Origin of the sequence: Actinomadura sp. KC345, from assembly GCF_004348515.1 — a bacterium.
Classification (GTDB): domain Bacteria; phylum Actinomycetota; class Actinomycetes; order Streptosporangiales; family Streptosporangiaceae; genus Spirillospora.
In genome coordinates this window covers 1-16,665 of the sequence record NZ_SMKH01000046.1, presented here as the reverse complement: position 1 = coordinate 16,665, position 16,665 = coordinate 1, and the positions used below count along the sequence as shown (strand labels likewise).

At 71.9% G+C, this 16,665-nt stretch carries 17 protein-coding genes; 9 read left to right on the top strand and 8 right to left on the bottom strand.

The features are described 5' to 3' along the window. Window positions 1-36 precede the first annotated feature (36 nt). The gene (locus E1281_RS10675) at window positions 37-426 is read right to left on the bottom strand and encodes a VOC family protein (RefSeq protein ID WP_131877128.1); all 390 of its coding nucleotides are present in this window, start codon (window positions 424-426) and stop codon (window positions 37-39) included. Between the two features lie 188 nt (window positions 427-614). Between E1281_RS10675 and E1281_RS10670 the strand changes: the two genes are divergently transcribed. Then, on the top strand, window positions 615-3,683 hold the full coding sequence (locus E1281_RS10670) for a BTAD domain-containing putative transcriptional regulator (RefSeq protein ID WP_131877127.1): 3,069 nt from the start codon (window positions 615-617) through the stop codon (window positions 3,681-3,683). Here E1281_RS10670 and E1281_RS10665 read toward each other — a convergent pair. The 4 genes from E1281_RS10665 to E1281_RS10650 form a co-directional block, all read right to left on the bottom strand. Beyond that, the gene (locus tag E1281_RS10665; protein WP_131877126.1) at window positions 3,665-4,486 is read right to left on the bottom strand and encodes an ABC transporter permease; all 822 of its coding nucleotides are present in this window, start codon (window positions 4,484-4,486) and stop codon (window positions 3,665-3,667) included. The genes E1281_RS10670 and E1281_RS10665 overlap by 19 nt on opposite strands. Next, a complete protein-coding gene (locus tag E1281_RS10660) occupies window positions 4,483-5,439 on the bottom strand; it encodes an ATP-binding cassette domain-containing protein (RefSeq protein WP_131877125.1) in 957 nt (318 codons plus the stop codon). The genes E1281_RS10665 and E1281_RS10660 overlap by 4 nt, the downstream gene beginning before the upstream one ends. An 88-nt stretch (window positions 5,440-5,527) precedes the next feature. After that, window positions 5,528-6,430, bottom strand: coding sequence for a hypothetical protein (locus tag E1281_RS10655; RefSeq protein ID WP_131877124.1), 903 nt, complete (start codon window positions 6,428-6,430; stop codon window positions 5,528-5,530). Between the two features lie 51 nt (window positions 6,431-6,481). After that, entirely contained in the window at window positions 6,482-7,447 is a 966-nt protein-coding gene (locus tag E1281_RS10650; RefSeq protein ID WP_165958861.1) for a serine hydrolase domain-containing protein, read from the bottom strand. Between the two features lie 66 nt (window positions 7,448-7,513). On the opposite strand from E1281_RS10650, the gene E1281_RS10645 reads away from it, so the two are divergent. Next, on the top strand, window positions 7,514-8,050 hold the full coding sequence (locus E1281_RS10645) for a helix-turn-helix domain-containing protein (RefSeq protein WP_131877122.1): 537 nt from the start codon (window positions 7,514-7,516) through the stop codon (window positions 8,048-8,050). A gap of 8 nt (window positions 8,051-8,058) precedes the next feature. On the opposite strand, the gene E1281_RS10640 is transcribed toward E1281_RS10645, so the two are convergent. Further along, window positions 8,059-8,880 carry a class I SAM-dependent methyltransferase gene (locus E1281_RS10640; RefSeq protein WP_131877121.1) on the bottom strand — a complete coding sequence of 274 codons (822 nt, stop codon included), beginning with the start codon at window positions 8,878-8,880 and terminating at the stop codon, window positions 8,059-8,061. A gap of 53 nt (window positions 8,881-8,933) precedes the next feature. Between E1281_RS10640 and E1281_RS10635 the strand changes: the two genes are divergently transcribed. Beyond that, the gene (locus tag E1281_RS10635; RefSeq protein ID WP_131877120.1) at window positions 8,934-9,533 is read left to right on the top strand and encodes a TetR/AcrR family transcriptional regulator; all 600 of its coding nucleotides are present in this window, start codon (window positions 8,934-8,936) and stop codon (window positions 9,531-9,533) included. A gap of 66 nt (window positions 9,534-9,599) precedes the next feature. On the opposite strand, the gene E1281_RS10630 is transcribed toward E1281_RS10635, so the two are convergent. Both E1281_RS10630 and E1281_RS10625 read right to left on the bottom strand, forming a co-directional pair. Beyond that, on the bottom strand, window positions 9,600-10,913 hold the full coding sequence (locus E1281_RS10630; protein WP_131877119.1) for a phosphotransferase family protein: 1,314 nt from the start codon (window positions 10,911-10,913) through the stop codon (window positions 9,600-9,602). A gap of 125 nt (window positions 10,914-11,038) precedes the next feature. Next, entirely contained in the window at window positions 11,039-11,665 is a 627-nt protein-coding gene (locus E1281_RS10625) for a TetR/AcrR family transcriptional regulator (RefSeq protein WP_131877118.1), read from the bottom strand. A 117-nt stretch (window positions 11,666-11,782) separates the two neighbouring features. Between E1281_RS10625 and E1281_RS10620 the strand changes: the two genes are divergently transcribed. From E1281_RS10620 to E1281_RS10600, 6 genes are all read left to right on the top strand, one after another. Next, the gene (locus tag E1281_RS10620) at window positions 11,783-13,318 is read left to right on the top strand and encodes an AMP-binding protein (RefSeq protein ID WP_131877117.1); all 1,536 of its coding nucleotides are present in this window, start codon (window positions 11,783-11,785) and stop codon (window positions 13,316-13,318) included. Then, entirely contained in the window at window positions 13,315-13,896 is a 582-nt protein-coding gene (locus E1281_RS10615; protein WP_131877116.1) for a VOC family protein, read from the top strand. Before E1281_RS10620 ends, E1281_RS10615 begins: the two co-directional genes overlap by 4 nt. Continuing rightward, the gene (locus tag E1281_RS10610; protein WP_131877115.1) at window positions 13,880-14,518 is read left to right on the top strand and encodes a carboxymuconolactone decarboxylase family protein; all 639 of its coding nucleotides are present in this window, start codon (window positions 13,880-13,882) and stop codon (window positions 14,516-14,518) included. Before E1281_RS10615 ends, E1281_RS10610 begins: the two co-directional genes overlap by 17 nt. A 5-nt stretch (window positions 14,519-14,523) precedes the next feature. Next, window positions 14,524-15,678, top strand: coding sequence for an acyl-CoA dehydrogenase family protein (locus E1281_RS10605; RefSeq protein ID WP_131877114.1), 1,155 nt, complete (start codon window positions 14,524-14,526; stop codon window positions 15,676-15,678). Next, the gene (locus tag E1281_RS41800) at window positions 15,675-15,983 is read left to right on the top strand and encodes a hypothetical protein (protein ID WP_243716818.1); all 309 of its coding nucleotides are present in this window, start codon (window positions 15,675-15,677) and stop codon (window positions 15,981-15,983) included. The genes E1281_RS10605 and E1281_RS41800 overlap by 4 nt, the downstream gene beginning before the upstream one ends. Beyond that, a partial coding sequence (locus E1281_RS10600) for an SMP-30/gluconolactonase/LRE family protein (RefSeq protein WP_347813280.1) occupies window positions 15,962-16,665 on the top strand: 704 nt, incomplete at its 3' end. The genes E1281_RS41800 and E1281_RS10600, both read left to right, overlap by 22 nt.

The window sequence follows — 16,665 nt, the reverse complement described above, 5'->3', positions numbered from 1 at the left end:
TGAGGTCAACCGGCAGGGCGGGGCACATCGACAGCGTCAGGAGGCGGTGGCGACCTTCCACAGGTAGCCGTCCGGGTCGGCGAAGTAGCCGGAGTATCCGCCCCATTCAGCGGCGGCCGCCGCCTTGACCACGGTGCCGCCGGCGGCCTCCGCGGCCCGCACGACCTCGTCCGCCTCGTCCCTGGAGTCGGTGATGAAGTGCAGCGAGATGCCGCGGAACCCGGAGCCCTCCGAGGAGACGCCGGCGTCCTGCGCCACCGCGTCCCATTCGTAGAGCGCGAGCTTCGACGACCCGTCGCCCAGGCTGAGCCTGACGAAACCGGGGTGGTCCTGGTCGGTCTCGCACCCCAGCCCTTCGACATAGAACCTCTTGGCCCGCTCAACGTCCTTGACGCCGAGCATGATGACGCTTGCCTGCAGTGGCATGGCTTCTCCTTCTGGCTGCTCCTGTGGCCCGCTTCGGGTCGATCCCGCCTTGACCCATGGCCATGCCCGTCAAGCTAGGACGGCCGGTCGATCCGCGCTTCTCGATTCCTGATCGCTCTGGTCACCGGCTGCCCTGAAGGTCTGGTCGGCGATTATCCCTGAGCTGATTCCCTGGGCAGTATTGAGCCATGCGAGTTGAGGTCCTTGGGCCGTTGGTCGTGACGGACCAGGGAACGGACGTCGCGGTCGGCGGGGCGCGGCTGCGGGTGCTGCTGGTCAGGCTGGCGCTGGAGCCGGGGCGGGCGGTCACCGTCGACGCCCTGGCCGAGGCGCTGTGGCCGGAGGGCGGGCCCGGCGACCGGGTGCACGCGTTGCAGGCGCTCGTCTCCCGGTTGCGGCGGTGCCTGCCCGCGGGACGGCTGCGGTCCGTGCCCGGCGGCTACGCGCTGGACGCCGACTCGGTGGACGTCCCGGAGTTCGAACGGCTCGCCGGGGAGGGCGGCAGGGCGCTCCGGGACGGGGACGCGAAGCTCGCGGGCACGCGGCTGCGCGACGCCCTGGCGCTGTGGCGCGGCGACGCCCTGGCGGATGCGGCCGGTACGCCGTTCGCCGACGCGGCGGCCGTCCGGCTGGAGGCGCTGCGGCTGTCGGCGACCGAGGACCGGGTCGCCGCCGAACTTGCCGCCGGTGCCGAGCCCGGACCCCTGGTCGCGGAGCTGGAGGGGCTGGCGGCGCGGCATCCGCTGCGCGAGCGCCTCCGCGCGCTGCTGGTCGAGGCCCTGCACCGGGCGGGGCGGTCCGCCGAGGCGCTCGCGGTGTTCGAGAGGTTCCGGGGCGTCCTCGCCGAGGAGCTCGGGGCCGATCCGGGGCGCGAGCTGCAGGACGCCTACCTGGCCGTGCTCCGGGCCGTCCCCCGGCAGCCGGTGCGCGGGAACCTGCGGGTGCCGCCGACCAGCTTCGTCGGCCGGGAAGGCGAGCGCGCATGGGTGGCGAAGCGGCTCTGGGAAGGGCGGCTCGTGACCTTGACCGGGCCCGGCGGCGCGGGCAAGACGCGGCTCGCGACCACGGTCGGGGCGGAGCTGTCCGGCCGGTTCCCCGGCGGGGTGTGGCTGGTGGAGCTGGCCGCGGCCGGTGACGCCGCCGGGGTGTCCCGGGCGGTCGCGGGCGTGCTCGGGCTGCGGGACGGGACGAGTCATCGCGCCCAGCGCCTGGTCGAGGCGCTGTCCGCCGACGAGACGCTGATCGTCCTGGACAACTGCGAGCACGTCGTCGAGGCGGCGGCGCGGCTCGCGGCCGACCTGCTCGCCACCTGCCCCAGCCTGCGCGTCCTCGCCACCAGCCGGGAGCGTCTCGGCGTGGACGGTGAGGCGCTGTGCCCGGTGCCCCCGCTGGACGTCCCGGACGCGGCCGCGTTGTTCACCGAGCGCGCCGCCGCCGTCCGGCCGGGGTTCACCGGTGCCGACGCCGGGGCGGTCGGCGTGGTCTGCCGCCGGCTGGACGGGCTGCCGCTGGCGATCGAACTGGCGGCGGCGCGGATGCGGTCGATGTCGCTGGAGCAGCTCGCGGCCCGTCTGGACGACCGGTTCCGCCTGCTGAACGGCGGCAACCGCACGGCCCTGTCCCGGCACCGGACGCTGCGCGCCGTCGTCGCGTGGAGCTGGAACCTGCTGGACGACGAGGAGCGCCGGTTCGCGGAGCGGCTCTCGGTGTTCCCCGGCACCATCACTCCGGACACCGCCGTCCGGGTGGCAGGCCGTCCGGACGCCCTCGACGCCCTCGACGCGCTGGCCGACCGGTCGCTGCTCCAGGCCGTCGAAGGGGCCGAGCCGCGCTTCCGCATGCTGGAGACGATCCGGGAGTACGGGCGGGAACGGCTGGCGGAGTCGGGGGAGGCCGATCGGGTCCGGGCCGCGCATCTCGCCTGCTTCCTGGAACTCGCCGAGCGGGCGGAGCCGCACCTGCGCGGAGCCGGGCAGCTCCCATGGATCGCGCTGCTCGCGGCGGAGCGCGACAACATCCTCGCCGCACTCCAGTACGCCGTGGACGGCGGTGACGCCGGATCGGCCGTCCGGCTCGGGGCCGCCATGGCGGTGTTCTGGATGATCCAGGGCGATCACGCCGAGGCGGCGCGGCGGCTGCGGGCCGCGCTCGCCGTGCCGCGGCGCGAACCCGTCCCCGCGGCGGCGGAGGCGGTCGCGCTCGGCGGGTACGCGTTCAACACCGTCCTGTCCGGCGGCGATGCCCGCGACGACCCGCTGATCGGCGCGCGGCACGAGCACGCGGCGCGTCCCCTCGCGGCGCATCCCCTCGCGGTGCTGACCGAGCCCGCCGCGGCGCTGCTCGCCGACGACACCGCGGCGGGGCTGGCCGCGATCGACCGGCGGCTCCCCGTGACCGACCCGTGGACGCGCGCCGCGCTGCATCTGATGCGCGCGATGCTCCACGGGAACCGGGGCGAGATGGACACGGCCCACCAGGACCTCACCGCCGCGCAGGATGGGTTCCGCGAGGCCGGTGAGCGGGCCGGGCTCGCCCTCGCGCTCACCTTCGCGGCCGAGACCCAGACCGTCATCGGACGGTTCGACGGCGCCGTCGCGACGCTGGAGGAGTCGATCACGCTGCTGCGCGAGCTGGGCCAGGACGACGGCGGCATGCAGCGGGTCATGCTCGCCGTCGCCCGCGGCCGCTCCGGCGACGTGCAGCGGGCGCGGGACGAGCTGTCGGCGATGATCGTCCCCGGGGCGGGGACCCCGGCCCGCTCCCTGGTGTCCGTCCGGCTCGCGCTGGGGGACCTTGCGCGTCACGGAGGTTCCGGGGACGAGGCACGCGAGCACTACGACGCGGCCGAGCACGAGCTGGACCGTGTGCCGTCCTACCCGCAGTACCGCTCACTGCTGGAGGCGGCGCGGGGGCAGATGGCGCTCGACCGGGACGACCCGGACGCGGCGCGGCGGCACCTGCGCGACGCGCTCACGCTGGCCGTCGGCGCGCCGGACATCCCGATCGCCGCCGTCGCCGGCTACGCGATCGCCCGGCTGCGCGCCGCCGCCGATCCTGAGGCCGCAGCGGAGGCGCTCGGCGCGGCCTCCGTCCTGCGGGGCGCACCCGACGCGCACAATCCCGATGTCGTGCTCCTGACCCGGCGGTTGCGCCGGGCACTCGGCGAGCGCTCCCGCGGGGCCGCCCACGCACGCGGCGCCCGGCTGGACGTCCCCGGCGCGCTCGCCCTGCTGGAGGATCAGCTCCGGCGCCGGTAGGCGTGGACGGCCAACGGCGCGAACACGGCGAAGAACCCCGCCGACCAGAGCAGCGTCACCGTCGCGGGCTGGGCGACCGGGCCGCCGAGCAGCAGCCCGCGCGAGGCGTCCATGGCCTCGCTGACCGGGTTGATCTCGACCCACGCCTGGAGCCACCCCGGCAGCGTGTCCGTCGGGACGGCCATGTCCGTCCCGAACGCCAGCGGGAAGATCCCGAGGAACGCCACCGTCTGGACGATGGCCTCCTCCTTGATCAGTACCCCGAGGAGGACGTTGAGCCAGCCCAGCGCGAAGCCCAGCACGGCCGCCAGCAGGGCCGCCGCCACCGCCGACAGCGGATCGGTCTGGACGCGGAAGCCCATCAGGTAGCCGGTCGCGAACAGCACGGCCGCCGCGACGACGTAGCGGATCAGATCGCCCAGCACGATGCCGGTCAGCGGCGCGGACCGTCCGATCGGCAGGCTGCGGAACCGGTCGAACACGCCCTTCTTGATGTCGGTGTTGATGCTGAGCCCGATGGACAGCATCCCCACGAGCAGCATGGTCATCACCAGCACGCCCGGGAAGATGTACTGCAGGTAGTCCTGCGTGGACCCGGACACCGCTCCGCCGAACAGGTACACGAACAGCAGCAGGAACAGGATCGGCATGAACAGCGCGTCGGTGAGCATGCCGGGGTTGCGCCGGGTCTTGGTGAGGCTGCGTCCGGCGAGCAGCAGGCTGTGCCGCGCCAGCCGGTAGGGGCGCTTCGGGACCGCCCCGGCACGCGCGACCACGTCGGATTCGAGCACGGCGCCGCTCATGCCGCCTCCTTCTCTTCGGTGCGATGGCCGGTCAGGGTGAAGAAGACCTCGTCGAGGCTGGGCAGCCTCAGCGACAGTTCCGTGGCGGCGATGTCCGCGGCCTCCAGCCGCCGGACGGCCTCGGCGAACGCGCGTTCCGCGTCGCCGCCGACCGGCACGCTGACCACGTCCCGGCGGAGGGTCTCGGCGTGCCGCCCCGACACCGCGTTCAGGATCGCGGCCACCTCGACGAGCCGTCCCGGGTCGCGCGGCCGCACGGTGATCGTCTGGCCGCCCGCGATCCTCTTCAGCTCGGCGGGGGTGCCGTCCGCGATGACCGTCCCGCGGTCGATGACGCTGATCGCGTCCGCGAGCGCGTCGGCCTCCTCCAGGTACTGGGTGGTCAGCAGGACCGTCCCGCCGCCGTCGGTCATCGACCGGATCAACCGCCACGCCTCCTCCCGCTTGCCCGGGTCGAGGCCGGTCGTCGGCTCGTCGAGGTAGATCACGGCCGGCCGTCCGATCATGCTCGCGGCCAGGTCGAGGCGGCGCCGCATCCCGCCCGAATAGGTGGAGACCCGGCGTCCGGCGTCGTCGGTCAGCTCGAACCGCTCCAGCAGCTCCGCGGCCCGCGACCGCGCCTCCGCCTTGCGCAGGTCCAGCAGCCGCCCGATGAGGACGAGGTTCTCGGTGGCGGTGAGATCCTCGTCGACCGACGCGTACTGCCCGGTCAGGCCGATCAGCTCCCGCACCTTCGCCGCCTCCCGGACGACGTCCAGTCCGCAGACCTCGGCCCTGCCCGCGTCGGGCCTCAGCAGCGTCGCGAGTATCCGCACGGCGGTCGTCTTCCCGGCTCCGTTGGGCCCGAGCACGCCGAGCACCGTGCCCGGCCGCGCCGCCAGCTGCACCCCCTCCAGCGCGGTCGTCTTCCCGAATCGTTTGACCAGGCCGTCGGCCTGAAACGCGTAACTCATGCCCCGAAGGCTGCCGCCCCCCGCTCACAAACCCCTCACACGCCCGAACCACCTGCCCGGCGTGCGGGCGCGCCGGACGGCCGCGCGGTCATGCCGGGAAGAAGAGGTGGTAGTGGTGGGCGACGCCGAGAAACGCGATCAGGCCGAGGGCCACGACGGTGAGGTGCGTTCTGGCCGGTACGTTCCACCACCGGTGCCGCCAGCACAGCACCGCGCACGTGAGGGAGACCGCCGCGCCCACGAGGGTGAGGGCCGGCAGCACCAGCCAGGGTCCCGAGGAGGCCCGGCCGGACATCGCCGCCACGCTCGCGGCGATCACGGAACCGACGGCGAGGCATGCCGTGATGGCCGTACTCGTCCGTGCCGCACGCGGCCCCCGTTCGGACCGCGCGGTCGCCGCACGCAGCCGGCGGATCAGCGCCGTGACCGGCCACGCCAGCGTCGTGAGCAAGAGCAGCAGGCCGGCCCCGGCGGTCATCAGATGCAGGGGGAGTGAGTCGTACCAGGCTGTGCGCTCGAAGACGAACACGTAGTAGCCGTATGACGTGGCGACCGAAAAGCCGTTCCCCTCGTCGTTCTCGGTGAAGGCCAGCTGCCGGTGGCCCTCGCGTTCGCGGAACAGGCCGTCACCGATCGGGTCCCAGGTCTGTTCCGCGCCTCCGGGGTCGGTCGAGAATCCCGTCGTCGTGAGGCCGCCCTTGCCGTCCGCCTTCACCCGAAGGTCCGCCGGGGCCGAGAGGAGGGCGAACAGCAGCGCGGGGTCGTCGGCCCCGAACTTGGTCCAGCGGTAGGTTCCGGTGTATCGCCCCAGGTCGCGCTCGGTGATCCGCTTGGCCGCCGTCGCCTCCGCCGGGACGAACCGCTTGAGGAACGCGTCGCGAAGTTCCATCCGCGCCGAGTACGCGCCGCCGAACAAGGGGTTGTCGCCCGTCCCGTCGCCGTTGTAGGTCACGAAGACGCCGATGCCGTGCTCCGGGAGGAGCGTCATCATGCTGTGGCTGCCCGCTCCTTCGCCGGAGTGGCCGATCAGCCGCCTGCCGTCTCAGTGCGCTTCCGTGAACGGAAAGCTCAGGCCGGGGAAACGGAGATCCCGCCCGAACTGCCGCTGCTGCATCAGCCGAACCGTCGACCGCTTCAGGATCCGCGTGTCGCCGACCGCCCCGCCGCCCAGGTGCGCGAGCATGAACCTGCCCATGTCGGTGGCCGTCGAGACGACCCCGACGCTCGGAGCCCGGTTCTCGTAGCCCCGGTCCGCTCTGACCATCCGGCCGTCCTCGACGGAGTAGCCGGCGGCGCGCTCCTGGATCCGGGCGCCCTCCGCCGCCGACGTGGCAAAGCTCGTACCGGACATGCCCAGAGGGGCGAAGACGTGCTTCTCGACGTACTCCTCGAAGGGCATCCCGGCCCGCACCTGCACGAGGTAGCCCGCCAGTTCGAAGCCGTAGTCGGAGTACGAGTGGACCCCGCCGGGAGGCCGCACACGGTCGGGCTGGGCGGCCGCGAGATGGTCGCCGAGGTCCGGCAGATCCGTCGTGGCGCTCCCGATCAGCGGGTCCTCGAATCCGGCGGTGTGGGTGAGCAGGTGCGCGAGCGTGACCGGTCTGCCCGGGTGGGTGTCCCTGATCTTGAACTCGGTCAGGTAGCGGTTGACGTCGGTGTTCAGGTCGAGCCTGTCCTGCTCGACGAGCCGCATGACGGCCGTGGCGGTGATCAGCTTGGACACCGAGTCGATGTGGAACCTCGTCCGGTCGGGCTCGACCGGACGCTTGGCCTCGACGTCGGCTTGGCCGTATCCCTCGGCGAGGACCTGACGGCCGTCCGCCACGACCGACACGGCGGCGCCGGGGATGCGGAAGCCGGTCAGCTGCCGTGGCACCAGGTCGTCCATGAAGGCGCGGACATCGGGCGTCCCCGGCGGTTCGTCCGCGGCGGACGCGGTCGGCGGCAGGCTCGTGAGACCGACCAGGAACACGGCGATCAGTACTGCGACACGGGCTGGTCCCGTCATCGTTCCCCCGGGTACATTGTTATCAACATCGATAACAGTATTATTATCACAGATGAGAATGGTGTCATGGCTTCCACCGAGTCGTCCGTCGCGGACCTGCTGCTGCATCCGGTGCGCTGGCGGATCGTGCAGGTCCTCCAGGGGCGCGAGCTGACCACCGCTCAACTACGGGGTCTGCTCACCGACGTGGCGCCCGCCACGCTCTACAGGCAGATCGCCACGCTGGTGCACGCCGAGCTCGTCCATGTCGTGCGCGAACGCAAAGTCCGGGGCGCGGTGGAGCGCACCTACGCCCTGAGGGACGAGGACGGGTTCATCGGCGAGGAAGAGGCCGGCGGCCTGGACCGCGAGCAGCACCGGCACCTGTTCCGGATGTTCACCGAGCATCTGCGCCTCGACTTCGAGCGCTACCTCGAACGCGCGAACGCCGACCCCGCGGCGGACGCGGTGTCCTACCGGCAGGCCGCCCTGAACCTCAGCGGCGCCGAGTTGTCGGCGCTGGCCGAGGAGATGTCCCGGGTACTGGAGCCGTACCTCGACCTGGAGGCCGCTCCGGACCGCGGCCGCGTCGTCCTGACCACGATCCTGATGCCGGACGACTGACAATGCGGTCAGGCCGCGTCCGGGGTCCGCCGCGCGACGACCGCCAGCGTCGAGTAGCCCATCGTGAAGCGGCCGCCCGCGGCGTCGACGACGGCGCCGATGCCGTCCAGCAGCTCTCGCAGCGCGGCCGCCGGAAACCGGCTGTGCCCGCCGAACGTGGGCACCAGCTCCAGCCACTCGTCCCGGGTGTAGACCCGCTCCCAGGAGACCTGCCACCGCTCCGGGTCCTCGAACCCGCCGGCCTCCCGTATCCCGTCGGACGCCCTCGTGCACATCACCGAGTAGGCGTCCGTCTCGGCCGGGGCCCAGTTGGGCACGGGCGAGTCGGGCACCACCCTCCGGTACACCGCCGAGACGGGTTCCGCGAGTTCGGCCGGAGGACGGAGCGCGTTCCAGAACAGCGCCAGCCGCCCGCCGGACCTGAGCGCCTGCGCCGCCCTGACCGCGCCGGCGACCGGGTCGACCCAATGCCAGGCCTGCCCGGCGACGACCGCGTCGAACGTCCGGCCGGCGGGGTCCCAGTCTTCGAACGGTGCCACCTCCACGTCGAGCCCGCGCTCCCGCGCCCACGCGGCCATGCGCTCGTCGACCTCGACTCCGAGCACCCGGCACCCGGCCGCCTGGAGCTGCCGGGCCAGGATGCCGGTCCCGCAACCGACATCGAGGACGTCGCGCCCGGGGCTGCCTTCGACGACCCGTTCTACGAGGTCGTCGGGGTAGCGGGGCCGGGTCCGGTCGTAGCGTCCGGGGTCCGCGCCGAACGACTCGGCGACTTCTCTGGCCTGATGGGGCTCCCGTTCGGAAGGGCGCTCCGAAGGTATAGTGGGCATGCGCCCACGATAGTGGGCAGGTGCCCACTCTGCAATGCCCGGGGAAGGTGGACATGCCGACAGGGGTCGCCATGCGCGACGTGCGCGACCAGCTCTTCGACGCCGCCGAACGCGTCCTGCTGCGGGACGGGCCGAGCGCGCTGACCAGCCGGGCGGTCACCATGGAGGCGGGCTGCGCGAAGGGCGTCCTGCACCGCCACTTCACCGACTTCGACGCCTTCCTCGCCGAACTCGTCCTGGACCGCATCGCCCGGCTCGACGCCGAGTCGGCCGCCCTCCGGGATTCCGCCGGAACCGGCACGGTCGCCGGCAACCTCACCGGCGCGCTGGCGGACCTGTTCGGCTCGGTCGCCGTGGCGATCGTCAGCCTGATCACCTCGCGCGACGCCCTCCGCACCCGCCTGCGCGAGACCATTCCCACCGGCGTCCCGCTCCTGACCGAGGCCACGGCGATGATCGCGTCCTACCTGACCGCCGAACGCGCCCACGGCCGCATCAGACCCGACGCCGACATAGACACGCTCGCCCCCACCCTGATCGGCGCCGCCCACCTCCTGTTCGCCGACCGCACCGGCCCCCCGCCTCGGCCGGAAACCGTTCACAAGACGGTGTCGACGGCCATAGCCGCCGCCCTGCACCAGCCACCGCATTGACCAACCCGAAATTCGCGGTGCCGCCCGTCCTCGAAAAGCCCCCGGCCGAAAAGATCGGCCGCGCGATCAGCCGGGGAGGGAGAGGTGGCGGGGGTTGGCCACGGTCAGCTTGTCGGTTATCGAGGCTCTCACTGCGGCCACGACCTCGTCCTTCCGGTCGTCGAGGGTGCCCTCGCGGATGGCCTTCGCCAGGTCGGCGTCGGAGTCGCAGCCCAGGGTTTTCAGGCGGGCCTGGTGGGCGGCCTTGTGGGTGTCGCCCAGGAGGAGTTCGCGGCGGGCTATGCGGAGGGCGGACGCGGCTACGCGGGCGTGGAAGCGGAGGCGGTCGTCGGGCTGCTCGGCTTCGAGGAGGAACGCGCCCACGGCGTCGATGAGGGTGGACGCGTCGGGGCGGTCGTGGGGTGGTGCTGGCGCAGCCGATGCGGTCTTCAGGGGGTCTTGGACGGTTGCCGGTTCGGTGAGGCCCAAGGTCAGGAGGAGGTCGTGTTCTTGTTCGCAGACCTTCCGGCCGAGCACGGCGTACTCGATGGAGAGGTCTGAGCCGCTCAGGAAGCGTTCGGCCTGGTGGCGGCACAGGATCGTCCAGCGGAGGGTGCCGTACACCTCCCACCAGTGGAGTGCTTCGAGGGTGGGCGGGGTTCCGCCTGCGGCGGCGTAGCCGTCCAGGAGGTCTTCGCGCGGGCCGAAACCGCCCACGGGATGGGGGGAGCCGAAGCGCCACGCCTTCACGCAGAGCCAGCCGAAATCCTCGGCCGGGTCGCCGGTGTGGGCGAGTTCCCAGTCCAGGACGCCGGTGACGCCGGTCGTGTCGATCATGAGGTTGCCGTTGCGGAAGTCGCCGTGGACGACCGTCCGGCGGCCGGACGCGGGCGGGCGGTGCTCGTGCAGCCAGCGCAGGGCCAGTTCGACGGCGGGGCGGGGCTCGTCGAACTCCGTGTAGTAGGCGGTGATCGCGGTGAGCGGGTCGTCCTCGGGCAGGCCGGGGACCGGCGACATCGTGTGGAGGCGGGCCAGGATGCCGCCCAGGTCACGGGCGAGGCGGGGACGGACGCCGGCGAACCGCTCGTCGCGCAGGAGCCGGCGCGGGATCGTCTCGCCGGACAGCCGCTCCATGATCAGGTAGGGCGCGCCCGCCAGGTCGTCGCCGTGGTCGACCAGGTGCGGGACGGGCACGTCCACGGCGGCGGCGGAGGCCAGGAGGGCGGCCTCGCGGGCCATGGCCTCCGCGTCGGGGGACGCGGGCGGGTCGCGGCGCAGGATCAGCGGGCGGCCGTCCGCCTCGAACGACCACGTCTCGCGGCTGGCGCCGCCCGACAGGCGGTGCAGGTTCGTCACGGCCGCGCCCAGGCGGGCGGCGAGCGCCTGCTCCGGGGCGCTCATGCGCGCGCCGTCCGCTGGGCGGCGGCGAGGTCGCGGAGCGGGTCGCTGCCCCGGGTGTCGGCGTCTCCGGAGGTGATGGCGGCCATGAAACGGTCGGCGAGTTCCACGGGTCTCCTTCTCAGGGGTCAGGCCGGAAGGCCGAGAGCGCGGACGGTGACGGCGTCGAGGGTGTCCAGGAGGCGTTCGGTGTCGGCGTTGTCGTCGCCCTGGACGAGCCACAGGTACAACGAGTGGTCGACCATGGCTGCCAGTGCGCGGGAGGTCATCTCCGCGTCGAGGTCGGACGGGACGACACCGGCGCGCTGCCAGCGTTCGATGGCCTTCACCGAGCGGCCCCAGGCTTCGGCGCGGTGCTTGCGGCGCATCTCCTGGAACTCCTCGTTGAACGTCGAGACCTGCTCGATGATCGCCATCATCTTCGCGTTGCGGCGGTACGCCTCGTAGTAGGCGCGGTTGGCGCGGCGGACGCGGTCGGCGGGGGACGGGCCGGCGGCCGGGACGAGGTCGTGGTGCGTCATGTCCTCGAAGAGCCGGTCGGCGACCTCCAGGAACACCGCCTCCTTGGACGGGAAGTAGGTGTAGAAGGAGCCGTAGGCCACGTTGGCGTGCCGGGTGATGTGCGCGACGCGGGTCTCCAGGAAGCCGCGCTCCTCGAACACCTCGCGCGCGGCGACGACGAGGCGCTCCCGGGTCCGGGCGCCGCGCTCGGTCAGCGGTGCCTGCTGACCTGCTGGATCGCCCCCGCCTCGCATGGCCGCTGATCCCTTCGCCGGGTCTTGACAAACCGATGTTCGCAGGAAGAGTATCCGAGAATCGAGTAAGTTGATATGACTGTCAAGTCAACTTCAGGGGAGGTGCGGGGGCCGGCCATGCTGATCAACGACATCGTCGAGTACGCGGCCCGCAAGCACCCGGAGCGCACGGCCGTCCTGTTCGAGGACGAGGCGATCACCTTCGCCGGGCTGCGGGACCGGGTGCGCCGGACGGCCAACGCGCTGCGGACCCTCGCGGAGCCGGGCGACCGGGTGGCGGTCCTGTCCGGCAACAGGCCCGAGTACCTCGACCTCTACTACGGCGTCCCCGCCGCGGGCATGGCGCTGACCTTCCTCAACCACCGGCTCCACCCGTCCGAGATCGCGGGGCTCGTCGACCACGCGCAGGCGTCGGTGCTGATCGTGAGCGGCGAGTACCGCGAGGCCATGGAGCGGCTGAAGGACGACATGCCCACGGTGAAGGCCGTCCTGGACCTGGACGGCGACTTCCCGGAGCTCGTCGCGCAGGCTCCGGCCACCGAGCCGCCGCGCCCCGGTGAGGACTCCATCGCCTGGCTCGTCTACACCAGCGGGACGACCGGCAGCCCCAAGGGCGTCACGCTGAGCCACCGCAACCTCGTCACCGGGATCATCAGCTCGGTCGCGACCTGGGACATCCCCGACGCGACCCGGTTCCTGTTCTGTTTCCCGATGTGCCACGTCGGCGGCTACACGGTGCTCGTGTTCCACATGCGGGCCGCGACCGTGGGCATCGTCCGGTCCTACGACAACGACACGTTCCTGCGCCTGGTCTCCGAATGGAAGATCACCCAGACCGGGCTGGCGCCCACGATGATCGCGTTCCTGCTGTCGCACCCCGGGATCGAGGACCGCGACCTCGGCACGCTGGAGGCCATCGGGTACGGCGCGTCCGCCATCCCCGCCGAGGTGCTGCGCCGCGGGATGGACGTCCTCGGCTGCGACTTCTACCAGGGCATGGGGATGAGCGAGCTGGGCGGCAACATCCTGCACTTCGGGATCGAGGAGCACCGCCGCGCCGCCGCCGGGGAGACGCACCTGCTCGCCGCCGCCGGCCGCGTCATGGACCTCGCCGACATCCGGATCGTGGACGCCGACCTCAACGACGTCCCGCCCGGTGAGCCGGGGGAGATGATCGTCCGCTGCGACCAGGTGATGCGCGGCTACTGGCGCGAGCCGGAGCTGACCGAGTTGGCGTTCGCGGACGGCTGGTTCCGCACCGGCGACGTCGTCCGGCAGGATGAAGAGGGAATGGTCTACATCGTCGACCGGATCAAAGACATGATCATCACGGGCGGGGAGAACGTCGCGTCCCGGGAGGTCGAGCAGGTCCTCTACCGGCATCCCGCGGTCGCCGACGCCGCCGTGTTCGGCGTCCCGGACCCGCGCTGGGGCGAGTCGGTCCGCGCCGCCGTCGTGCTGAAGCGGGACGCCGCCGCCGAGGACGCCACCCCCGAGGACGCCACCCCCGAGCAGATCATCGCCTTCGCCCGCGAGCACCTCGGCGGCTACAAGGTCCCGCGCCGCGTCGACATCGTCTCCGAACTCCCCAGAAACGTCGCAGGAAAGGTCCTGAAACGCGACCTTCGCACCCTCTACAGGGAGGTCTCATGACCACCGGAAACACCGAGTTCGAGCTCGGTGGCATCAACCACCTGGCGCTGGTGTCGTCCGACATGAAGCGCACCATCGACTTCTACTCCGGCGTCCTCGGAATGCCGCTCATCAAGACCCTGGACCTGCCCGGCGGCATGGGCCAGCACTTCTTCTTCGACTGCGGCGGCGGCGACTGCGTGGCGTTCTTCTGGTTCCCGGACGCGCCGGACCCCGTCCCGGGCATCTCCGCGCCGAAGGGCCGTCCCGAAGAGGGCGAGCTGCTCAGCGCGGTCGGGTCGATGAACCACGTCGCGTTCCACGTCCCCGTCGAGAAGTTCGAGGACTACCGCCGCAGGCTGAAGGAGAAGGGCGTCAAGGTCAGCCCGATCCTCAACCACGATGACAGCCCGATGGGCATCGCCAGGGACTTCGACGAGGGCGTGTTCGTCCGGTCGTTCTACTTCCAGGACCCGGACGGGATCCTCCTCGAATTCGCCTGCTGGACCCGCACGTTCGACGAGTCCGACGTTTCCCACGAGCCCAAGACCGAAGCCGACCGCACCGTTTCCAAGGACAAGCATGCCGCGACTGCGTGAGGTCCGCCGCGCCGAGGTCACCGACGAGCGCATCCTCTTCTTCTACGACCACCTGTTCGCACCCGACCGCGACCCGGCCGTCGACCACGGCACCGCGACCGGGTCACCGGGCGACTGGTGGACGGTCTTCGCGCAGTCCCCGGACGTGTTCCGGCACGCCGTCCGCGGCTTCGCGCTGTACCGGAACGCCGAACTGGACCCCGTACTCCGCGAACTCGGCCAGTGCCGGGCCGGGTGGGCGCGCGGCAGCCAGTTCGTGTTCTCACAGCACTGCAAGCAGATGCGGGCGCTCGGCATGCCCGAGGAGAAGATCGAGGCGATCCCGCACTGGCAGACGGCCGACTGCTACTCCCCGCTCGAACGCGCCGTCCTCGCCTACACCGACGGGCTCGTCCTGGACGGCGGCCGGGTGGCCGACGCGATCTTCGACGTCCTCAAGGAGCACCTCTCCGACAAGGAGATCCTCCAGCTCACCTACATCACCTGCATGTACGACATGCACGCGGTGATGTCGCGGGCGCTGCGGCTGGAGTTCGACGACCGCCCGGAACCGATCGTCGAGGTCGCCGCGCCCGAGGGCTACGGCGACCGCGACATCTCCGCCGACCTGACCGGCGGGTGAGGCCGATGCTGTTCTCCGTGCCGGACCGCGTCCGGGACGTCCGCGACGCGGTCCACACGTTCATGACCGAGCGCGTCGAGCCCGCCGAGCCCGCCCTCAACGGCGGCGACCTGGAGAAACTCCGGCAACTCCAGCGGGAGGCCAAGGACGCCGGCCTCTGGGCGCTCGGTCACCCCGCCGAACTGGGCGGCGGCGGCCTCCCCTTCCTCGACTACGTCTACGTCAACGAGGTACAGGGACGCTCCGAATGGGGACAGATCGCCCTCGGCACGTTCACGCTCCAGGACTCGCTCATGCTGCACAAGTACGCGAGCCCCCGCTGGCGTGAGCGCTACCTGGCCCCGCTGGTCGCGGGCGAGGTGTCGCCGAGCTTCGCGATGACCGAGCCCGACGCCGCCGGCTCCGACCCGACCCAGCTGCGGACGAAGGCCGTCCTGGACGGCGACCACTGGGTCATCAGCGGCCGCAAGTGGTTCACGACGAACGCCGCCAACGCGGCCTACACCACGGTCATGTGCCGCACCGAACCCGAGGACACGGCCCCCCACCGCGCCTTCAGCATGATCGTCGTCCCCACGGACACGCCCGGCTACCGCATCGTCCGGGAGACGCCCGTCCTCGGTATCGACGGCGGCCACTACGAGGTCGCCTACGACGACGTGCGCGTCCCGGCGGACAACCTGCTGGGCCCGCGCGGGCACGGCTTCGTCATCGCCCAGGACCGCCTCGGCCCCGGCCGGATCTTCCACTGCATGCGGTGGCTCGGCCAGGCCCAACGCGCGTTCGAGCTGATGTGCGCCCGCCTCGGCACCCGCGTCGCCTTCGGCGAGCCGCTCTCGGCCAAGCAGCTCATGCAGCAGCACGTCTTCGACTCCTACACCGAGATCCAGGCGTCCCGGCTGCTGACCCTCCAGGCGGCCGAGCAGATCGACGCCGGGAGCCAAGCCCGCATCGAGATCGGCGCGATCAAGGTCGTCGGCGCCCGCATGCTGCACAACGTCGTCGACCGCGCCATCCAGGTCCACGGCGCCATGGGCCTCACCGACGACACGCCGCTGTCGCGGATGTACCGCCACGCCCGCGAGGCCCGCGTCTACGACGGCCCGGACGAGGTGCACATCCAGAGCACCGCCCGCCGGATCCTGCGGGCGATGGAATGACGCTCACCCGCAGAGGGCTGCTCGGCGGGCTCGGGGCCGCCGCCGTCCTCGGCACCACGGCCGCCGGCCGCCCGCGAAAGGGGAGGAAATTGAAGATCACCAAGCTGGCCGACGGCCTGATGTTCCCGGAGGGCCCGACCGTCCTTCCCAACGGCGACGTCCTGGTCGTGGAGCTGCACCGCGGCACCCTCACCCGCGTCAGGCCGGACGGCACCACGTCCGTCGCCGCCGAGACGGGCGGCGGCCCCAACGGCTCGGCGCTCGGCCGGACGGCCGCGTCTACATCGCCAACTCCGGCGGCCTGAACCGCTTCGAAGTCGGCGGCTTCGTCTTCGCCGGCGGCATCCCCGACGACTACACCACGGGCAGCATCCAGGCCGTCGACCTGTCGGACGGCTCCGTCGAGACCCTCTACAGCGAGGGCCTGCGCGGCCCGAACGACCTGGTCGTCGACGCCCACGGCGGCATCTACTTCACCGACTACGGCAAGAGCGACGGCGTCACCGGCGACAAGGGCCGCCTCTTCTACGCGAAGGCCGACGGCTCGTCCATCGAGATGATCGCCGGCGGAATGGAGGGCCCCAACGGCATCGGCCTCTCCCCGGACGGCACCCGCCTGTACGTCAGCGAGACCTACACGGCCCGGGTCTGGTGGTGGGACGTCACCGGCCCCGGCGAGATCAAGGGCGGCAGGTCCCTCGGCGGCTCCGGCGGCGGCAACTTCCTCTACACCGCCCCCGACTACACCAACTTCGACTCCCTCGGCGTGGACGGCCACGGCAACATCTGCGTCGCCTCCATGATCCACGCGGGCATCTCGATCGTCAGCCCCAAGGGCGACCTCGTCCGGTTCGTCGACATCAACGTCGACGACGACCCGGGCATCACCAACATCACCTGGGGCGGTCCCGACATGCGCACCGCCTACGTGACCGCCTCCAGCACCGGCCAACTGATCAAGATCGAGAACTGGCCCCACCCCGGCCT